The sequence below is a fragment of the Propionivibrio sp. genome (assembly GCF_029255185.1).
Classification (GTDB): Bacteria; Pseudomonadota; Gammaproteobacteria; order Burkholderiales; family Rhodocyclaceae; genus Propionivibrio.
In genome coordinates, this window is record NZ_JAPUVO010000050.1 from 1 (window position 1) to 8,236 (window position 8,236).

8 protein-coding genes and 1 pseudogene are annotated in these 8,236 nt (G+C 57.6%); 4 read left to right on the forward strand and 5 right to left on the reverse strand.

From position 1 onward, the window contains the following. Nucleotides 1-385 (forward strand): YetF domain-containing protein (locus Q1J43_RS01320; protein WP_301100486.1); only part of this gene is annotated, 385 nt, incomplete at its 5' end. Nucleotides 386-391: 6 nt separating this feature from the next. Here Q1J43_RS01320 and Q1J43_RS01325 read toward each other — a convergent pair. The 5 genes from Q1J43_RS01325 to Q1J43_RS01345 form a co-directional block, all read right to left on the reverse strand. Beyond that, the gene (locus Q1J43_RS01325; RefSeq protein ID WP_301100487.1) at nucleotides 392-1,621 is read right to left on the reverse strand and encodes a cystathionine gamma-synthase family protein; all 1,230 of its coding nucleotides are present in this window, start codon (nucleotides 1,619-1,621) and stop codon (nucleotides 392-394) included. 101 nt (nucleotides 1,622-1,722) lie between these two features. After that, a complete protein-coding gene (locus tag Q1J43_RS01330) occupies nucleotides 1,723-2,793 on the reverse strand; it encodes a sulfate ABC transporter ATP-binding protein (RefSeq protein ID WP_301100488.1) in 1,071 nt (356 codons plus the stop codon). Beyond that, nucleotides 2,790-3,665 (reverse strand): sulfate ABC transporter permease subunit CysW, encoded by an 876-nt coding sequence (gene cysW, locus Q1J43_RS01335; protein ID WP_301100494.1) that lies wholly within the window; start codon nucleotides 3,663-3,665, stop codon nucleotides 2,790-2,792. Before cysW ends, Q1J43_RS01330 begins: the two co-directional genes overlap by 4 nt. 11 nt (nucleotides 3,666-3,676) lie before the next feature. Beyond that, a complete protein-coding gene (cysT, locus tag Q1J43_RS01340) occupies nucleotides 3,677-4,510 on the reverse strand; it encodes a sulfate ABC transporter permease subunit CysT (protein ID WP_301100489.1) in 834 nt (277 codons plus the stop codon). 98 nt (nucleotides 4,511-4,608) lie between these two features. After that, nucleotides 4,609-5,619 carry a sulfate ABC transporter substrate-binding protein gene (locus Q1J43_RS01345; RefSeq protein WP_301100490.1) on the reverse strand — a complete coding sequence of 337 codons (1,011 nt, stop codon included), beginning with the start codon at nucleotides 5,617-5,619 and terminating at the stop codon, nucleotides 4,609-4,611. Between the two features lie 152 nt (nucleotides 5,620-5,771). Here Q1J43_RS01345 and Q1J43_RS01350 point away from each other — a divergent pair, with 152 nt between their 5' ends. The 3 genes and pseudogenes from Q1J43_RS01350 to Q1J43_RS01360 all read left to right on the forward strand — a co-directional run. Beyond that, nucleotides 5,772-6,761, forward strand: coding sequence for a TIGR01212 family radical SAM protein (locus Q1J43_RS01350; RefSeq protein WP_301100491.1), 990 nt, complete (start codon nucleotides 5,772-5,774; stop codon nucleotides 6,759-6,761). Nucleotides 6,762-6,866: 105 nt separating this feature from the next. Then, nucleotides 6,867-7,748, forward strand: a complete 882-nt coding sequence (locus tag Q1J43_RS01355) for an FHA domain-containing protein (protein WP_301100493.1) — start codon at nucleotides 6,867-6,869, stop codon at nucleotides 7,746-7,748. Nucleotides 7,749-8,061: 313 nt separating this feature from the next. Then, nucleotides 8,062-8,236: pseudogene (locus Q1J43_RS01360) on the forward strand (ISAs1 family transposase); the annotation flags it as partial.

The window sequence follows — 8,236 nt, forward strand, 5'->3', positions numbered from 1 at the left end:
CATCGGTGCGCTCGGGGTTAGCGATTTTCTGTTTGTGGTGATCCTCGGTGACGCGGCACAGAATGCGATGATCGGAGGCGCCACTTCGACGACCGACGGCATGGTGCTAATCGCGACCTTAGTGTTCTGGAGCTACCTGCTGGACTTCCTAAGCTTCCACCTTCCTGCTGTCGCGCGCTTCACATCGGCACACCGGGTGTGCCTGGTCCGCGACGGCAAGATGCTTCGGCGGAACATGCGGCGCGAGTTCATTACCGACGAAGAATTGGGCGCGAAAATCCGGCAGGAGGGCGTCGATGACATCGCACTGGTCAAGCGAATGTACCTTGAGGGCGATGGCGAGATAAGTCTGATCAAGCGGGAGAAGAGCGAGACACCCAAATGACGGCCACTACCCCAATGCCTGCTTGAAGTCCCCGATAAGATCGGCCTCGTCCTCAATGCCCACCGAGACCCGGATTAGCGACTCCGCTATTCCCATCTCAGCCCGACGTTCGGCACCCATTTCCCAGAAAATGGTGTGGGCGACCGGGATCACAAGCGTACGGTTGTCCCCGAGGTTCGACGAGATTACAGCAATTGAAAGTCGGTCAAGGAAATCGAAAGGATTGATTTCTTCGGAAAGCTCAAAGGAAAGTAGCGCGCCGAAATTGCGAAACCATGCCCGGGCGAACTCATGTTGGGGATGTGTGGGCAATCCAGGATAGTGAACTACCTTAACGTGAGGGTGAGCAGACAGGAGAGCTGCGAGCGCCCTGGCGTTGGCACACTGGCGTTCCATTCGAAGAGCAAGTGTCTCCGCACCGACTGACAAATGATGCGCTTCGCTGGCGGCAAGCGTTCCGCCCATGTCGCGTAGGCCCTTTTTGCGCAACTGCGTAACGCCCCACAACGCCGGTGGTCTGCTGCGGTAATTCTGGGCGATATTCGGAAAGCGCGTCCAGTCGAAGAGGCCCGTGTCGGTGACGCTGCCACCCAGTGCGTTGCCATGCCCGCCAATATACTTTGTGAGCGAATTGACGACGAGTCCTGCGCCGACCTCCTTCGGCTTGAAGAGCCACGGAGATGTCATGGTGTTATCGACGACGTAGAGCATGCCACGCGCACGGCATAGTTCGCCGATGCGAGCAAGATCAGCAATCTGTGTACGCGGATTGGCGATTGTTTCGACAAACACGAGCCGTGTGCGCTCGGTAAGCGCGCCTTCCACATTACGCACGTCGGTTGCGTCGACAAAGCTTATTGATAGGTTAAGGTCGGCAAGCGTATTCAGCAAACTGTTGGTATTACCGAACAAGAACTGAGACGCGACGACGTGATCGCCCGAGCGCAACAGCGCGAGGAACGCCGCGCCAAGTGCGGCCATGCCGGTAGAGAAACACACTGTTGCGATGCCCCCCTCCATCGCGGTGACCTTCGTCTCAAGCGCATCGGTCGTCGGGTTGCCTTGCCGCCCGTATGCATATCCCTGGCTACTCCCCTGGAATACGGCGGCCAGGTCGCGAGTGTGATGGTAGCCATAGGCAACAGACACATGCAGTGGCTTGTGGAGTGCCCCATGCTCAATTGTGGAGCTACGATCCGAGTGCAGAATCGACGTTGTAAATCCTTGCACTTTCATATAAACCCCTCTCTCCCGTCCCCGTTGTACTACCGTCAACCAATCCCAGACCCGCGGACTGATACCCACACCCGCTGACAGCGGCGCCATTGTAGTGCTGGTCAAATTCCCGAACCGTACTCTTCCAATACCGAACCTGGAACGGCAAACACCTTGACCTGGCGCGGCTTGAGCCACACTTGCTGACCCTTGGCCAGATTGAGGACCGTGGCGCGCTCGCGCGTCAATTCGACCTCGATCAACTCGGAGGCATGGGCCAGTTCAACCCGCACCAACGGCCCGATGGCATGAACGTCCTGCACCGTGGCCTCTAGCCCCCCAGTCATCGGACCATGTTCGATGTCGATATCATGTGGGCGAACAAAGGCCATGGCTTCGCCGTCGGGCGGCGCAGCGCTGACATCGCGCCCGACATCGGCCCAATTGCCGTGCACCCGGCTGTGGAAGACATTGACATTACCCAGGAACTGATAGACGAAGGGGGACGCCGGGCTGGAATAGACCTCGTCGGGCGTTCCGATCTGTTCGACGCGGCCCTGGTTCATAACCACGACGCGGTCGGCCACTTCCAGAGCCTCCTCCTGATCATGTGTCACGAAGACACTGGAAATGTGCATCTCGTCGTGCAGACGACGCAGCCAGCGACGCAATTCTTTTCTGACCTTGGTGTCGAGCGCGCCAAATGGTTCGTCAAGCAGCAGCACCTTGGGTTCGACGGCCAGCGCGCGCGCCAGCGCGATGCGTTGCCGCTGCCCACCGGACAGTTGCGAGGGATAGCGCTCGGCCAACCAGTCGAGTTGGACAAGCTTGAGCAGGTCCATCACCCGGCGGCGAATCTCTGCCTCCAGCAAACGCTCATGCTTTGGCTTGACGCGCAGGCCGAAAGCGACGTTCTCGAACACCGACATATGCCGGAACAAGGCATAGTGCTGGAAAACGAAACCGACCTGGCGTTCGCGCGCGTGCAGGTGGGTGGCTTCCTCTCCAGCAAATTTGACATGCCCGGAATCGGCCGTCTCCATTCCGGCAATGATGCGCAGCAAGGTCGTCTTGCCGCAGCCGGAGGGGCCTAACAAGGCGACCAGTTCGCCGGTAGGAATGTTCAGATCGATGTTGTCGAGTGCGACAAAGTTGCCAAAATTCTTGCCGACGCCGCAGATTTCTATGCTCATGGTCTTGTTTCGCTTTCTTGATCCACTTTTTCTGGCGTCAGCGCCGTATCCAGCATTTCGGTTTCCTTGCGCATCTGCCACTCGACCAGGGTCTTGGCGACCAGCGTAACGAGGGCCAGTAAAGCCAGGACCGACGCCGAAGCAAAGGCACCGACCGCGTTGTATTCGTTGTACAGAATCTCCACATGCAACGGCAGAGTGTTGGTCTCGCCGCGGATATGACCGGAGACTACCGACACCGCGCCGAACTCGCCCATCGCGCGGGCGTTGGCGAGGATCACACCGTAGAGCAGACCCCATTTGATGTTGGGCAGGGTGACGCGGCGGAACATCTGCCAGCCGGTGGCGCCGAGCGAAATGGCCGCTTCCTCTTCGTCCTTGCCCTGCGCCTGCATGAGCGGGATCAGCTCGCGCGCGACGAAGGGAAAGGTGATAAACAGGGTCACGAGGACCATCCCCGGCACGGCAAAAACGACCTTGATGTCGTGCGCCGAAAGCCACGGCCCGAAGAGGCCCTGGGCGCCGAAAATTAGCAGAAAAACCAAGCCAACGACAACCGGCGAAACAGCAAAGGGCAGATCGATCAGGGTGATCAGCAGGCTCTTGCCGCGGAAGTCGAATTTGGCGATGGCCCACGCTGCAGCGACACCGATAACGACGTTGAAAGGCAGCACGAAGAGCGCAATGAACAGGGTCAGCCCGATTGCCGACAGCGCCTCGCGATCCTTCAACGCTGCAAAGAAGGCCCGCCAGCCGCCAGCCAGCGCCTCGCCAAAGACCGCCAGCAAAGGCAGCGCGAGAAAGAGGAAGAGGAAAGCCAGGGCGATTCCGGTCAGCGCCCAGCGTAACCAGCGTGGCTCGGCATTGGCCATGCGCTGGGTGCTCACAGGCTCACCCGCTCTGTTCCGTGATGGCGATTGGCTGTCCACCACTGTAGGGCATTGACGCCGAGCAGTAAAACAAAGGAGATCACAAGCATGACGCAGGCTAACGCAGTTGCGCCGACCACGTCGTACTGCTCGAGTTTGGAGATGATCAGCAGCGGCGTGATTTCGGAAATCAGCGGCATGTTGCCGGCGATGAAGATGACCGATCCGTACTCACCAATGGCGCGCGAGAAAGCCAAGGTAAAGCCGGTCAGCAACGCCGGGAAAATTCCCGGGAAAATCACCCGCAGAAAGGTCTGCAAACGTGAGGCGCCGAGCGAGGCTGCGGCTTCTTCTATTTCCGGCTCGATATCCTCGATCACCGGTTGCAGGGTGCGCACGACAAAGGGCAGGCTGATGAAGGTCAAGGCCACGACAATGCCAAGCGGAGTGAACGCCACCTTGATGCCGATCGGTTCGAGGTGGCGACCGATCCAGCCGTTGCCGGCATAGAGCGTCGCCAATGTAATGCCGGCGACGGCGGTGGGCAGGGCAAACGGCAGGTCGACCAGGGAATCAAGCAGACGCTTTCCGGGGAAACTGTAACGCACCAGAACCCAGGCCACGATCAAACCGAACACGGCGTTAATCATGGCCGCCAGCAGCGAGGCGCCAAAGGTCACGCGATACGAAGCAAGCGCCCGCTCACCGCTGGCAATATTCCAGAACTGTGAGAGATCGAGCGAACTCGATTTGAACGCCAAACCGGAAAGAGGCAACAGGATCAACAGCGACAGATAGACCAGCGTGCAGCCAAGCGAAAGGCCGAAGCCAGGAAGAACACGTTTCATTGATCCTTGAGCCTTAAATCTGGAAGACAAACTTCCCTTAGTTTCAGACAACTGTCGGGTTACGCTTCGCTAACCCGACCTACCAAGTCTTTTCATTCTTACTTGCTCTGATAGATCTGGTCAAAGGTTCCGCCATCCTTGAAATGCGCCGGGTAGGCCTTGGGCCAGCCGCCGAAGACCTCGTCAACGGTAAAAGTCTTGATTGCCGGGAATTGTGCCGCAAATTTTTTGAGTAGTTCCGCATCGCGCGGACGCAGGTAGTTCTGCGCGGCATTCTCCTGCCCTTCCTTGGACCACAGGTAGTCAAGATACTCCTGCGCCAACTTGCGCGTCCCCCTCTTGTCAACCACTTTTTCGACGATGGCAACCGGGAACTCGGTAAGAATCGACAGCGACGGGTAGACCACGTCAAACTCACCCTTGCCGAATTCCTTGGCGATCAATTCGGCCTCGCTTTCAAAGGAGATCAGCACGTCGCCGATCTTGCGCTGCATGAAGGTCGTCGTCGCATCGCGGCCGCCGGCAGCGAAGAGCGGCGCGTTCCTGAGCAGCTTGCTGACGAACTCCTGAGCCGTTTTGTCGTTGCCGCCCGGCTGCTTGAGCGCAAAACCCCACGCCGCGAGATAGGAATAACGGCCATTGCCGGTGCTCTTAGGGTGCGGCAGGATGACCTGCACACCAGGCTTCACAAGATCCGGCCAGTCCTGCAAAGCCTTGGGATTACCCTTGCGTACGATGAAAACCATCGTCGAAGTGTAGGGCGAAGCGTTATTCGGAAATTTCTTCGCGTAGTCCTTGATCACCAGCCCTTTTTCGACGAGAAAATCGACGTCGGACGCCTGGTTCATCGTCACCACATCAGCCTCCAGCCCGTCGGCCACGGCACGCACCTGCTTGCTCGATCCGGCGTGCGACTGCTTGAGTTCGACCGCCTCGCCTGTTTTGGCTTTCCAGTGTTTCTGGAACATCGGGTTGTAGTCCTTGTAGAAGTCACGTGCAACATCGTAGGACACATTAAGCAGGCTGCTCTCGGCGAATGCCGGCACAGATGCGGCAACAGCACCTGCGACAACAAGGCCGAGCAGAAAATCGCGGATCAATCGGGACATGTAAATCTCCTTGGCATTCTTTAAGAGTGCTGGCAACAGCGGGAAGGGCTCCACTATAGTCAAAGCTCATAGAACATCAAAGTCTGTTTGTTTATTTGGTTATTCTCAACCCGAATAATCGACCAAGGGACAAACCAGCTAAACTTGCCCCAATGAGCAATTTCCCTGAAAGCATGGCCCGCTTCAATGGCCGCCGTTACCATGTCTATAACGACTGGATAAAGCTCGAACACGGCGGGCGACTGCAAAAAGTTTCCATTGATGCCGGATTCACCTGCCCCAATCGCGACGGATCGCTCGGAGTCGGCGGCTGCACCTTCTGCAACAACGAGGGCTTTTCGCCCAGCTATCTGCGCGAAGAGCGTGACATCACCGTACAGATCAACACCGGCATTACCTTCATGCGCCGTCGCTATCCACGGACCAAGGGATTCCTCGCCTACTTCCAGAGTTATTCCAACACCTACGACGGTCTTGATAAATTAAAGAAAATCTATGCTGTCGCGCTTGCCCACCCAGACATTTCCGGAATCGTCATTGGCACACGACCCGACTGCTTGCCTGAAGAAATCCTCGATTATCTGGCTGAACTGTCCACCCGCACGATGGTCGAGCTGGAAATCGGCATCGAGTCCTGTAACGACGAGGTGCTGCGCGAATGCCTTCGTGGGCACGATTTTGCCTGCACACAGGACGCCATCCGGCGTGCTGCCAAACGTGGCCTGTTCATCACCGGGCACCTGCTGCTCGGTCTGCCGCTGGAAACGAGCGAAAGCCTCATCAATGGCGCCAGGGCGCTGGCCGAATTGCCGCTTGATGCACTGAAGTTCCACCAGTTGCAGATTATGCGCGGCACCCGGCTGGCCAACCAGTATCGCGCCGCGCCAGAGAGCCTTGCCCTGCTCGACCCAAGGAGTTACCTCGACGCCGTAATTGACGTGCTCGAACACCTGCCACCGCAGTTCAAGATCCAGCGACTGGGCAGCGAAGTGCCGCCCAACGTACTCGTTTCACCCGACTGGGGTATGCGGCTGTCAAAATTCCCGGCGCTATTTGAAGCACGCCTGCTGGAACGCAACACCTGGCAGGGAAGGCTTTTCGCTGGTTCGACAGCCGGCCATTGTGGAAATAACAACCAATAAACATGCACTTGACGTATTATATGTCACGTGCAAAGAATGCAAAAAGAGCTATCATGAAGGCTCTTACCGTTTTCTACTCCGCAATTAGGGCAACGGGTTATCGCCATGAGCAATATTCGAAATAAATATCAGGTTCATGCCGAGGTGCATCGTATTGGCCATACCTCCGCACAGTTCGATGATGCCCAGGCCGGTTATCCGCTGGCGCGCCGCATGCACCGAATAGAGCGGGTCGCATCCTCCTACCGCGGCCGGATCGATCAGTTGTTCAACAATGCTCTGTTGATGGTCTTTGAGACAGCAGACGCCGCACTACTTGGCGCTTGCGAGATGCAGCAACGCTGCGCGGGCCTGGCACAGGCACCCGGGCAAAGGTTAGCCTTGCGCATCGGAATCCACCAGGTGTCCGCCTGGCGGAGAGCCAGTGACGAGATCGACGATAGCGGGGAAATCGCATCGCAACTTGCGCTTGCCGACGACGACATCGTGGTCTCAGAAATCGTTGTCGCTGAACTCAACCCCGACCTGCGCAAGCTCACACGCCCACTCGATGACTCCCCCATCGAACAGCCTACACACAGGGTTGATTGGCGCTGCGAGATACCCTCTTCCGCCTACGGTGGCGAAGCCCTCTGGCCAGCCAGCAAGGTGCCTAGCGCGACCGGCCCCTATCTGATTCTGCACCAGGGTCTGAAAACACTGGAGTTGACCGAGGGAAATCCGCTGCTCACAATTGGCCGCGCCCCGTCAAACGATCTGGTTTTAACGGATATTCTCGTCTCCCGAAAACATTGCCAGATCGAAAGGCATGCAGATCGCATCGTCCTGACCGACTGGAGCACCAATGGCACCTGCATTATGCAGGACGAGGGCGCTGAGCTTCTGATCAAAAATGACTCACTCTCCCTCAGAGGCAAAGGTCTGCTGTTCTTCGGACGTCGTTGCGATGGCGAGCGACGCGGTGGCGTCAGATTCGAAACGGACTGAATCGATCAAATAGCGCGGGCACTCGCACTAAAAACGAAGGGGGCCAGTGTCATTTCACACCTCCCGTCATTCGCCACGCGGCTCATCCGGCTTAGAAGCCGTCATTGCGGCGAAAGCCGCAAATTTGTTCTATCGCTAACCCATTGATTTACTGTCATTCCGGGCTTGACCCGGAATCCAGTTCGTTTATCAAACAGGTCTTTTACCACCTTGATCAGATGGACGAATCTGGATTCCGGGCTCTGCACTTCCTACGGTCGCTTGCGCCGGAATGATGGATGGTTAGAACAAATTTACCCAGGCCAGTCGGCGCAGCAAGATGACGGGCCAGCAGGCCCTGCATCTGGTGAGCGCCTTTGCGACCGGGGCCAGGCTAGTCCTGGGGCAGGAGGCGTGCGCCGAGAAATCGAACGAACTGACGGCGATTCCGGTACTGCTCGACGCCCTGCTGCTCAAGGGCGTGATCGTCACCATCGACGCCATGGGCA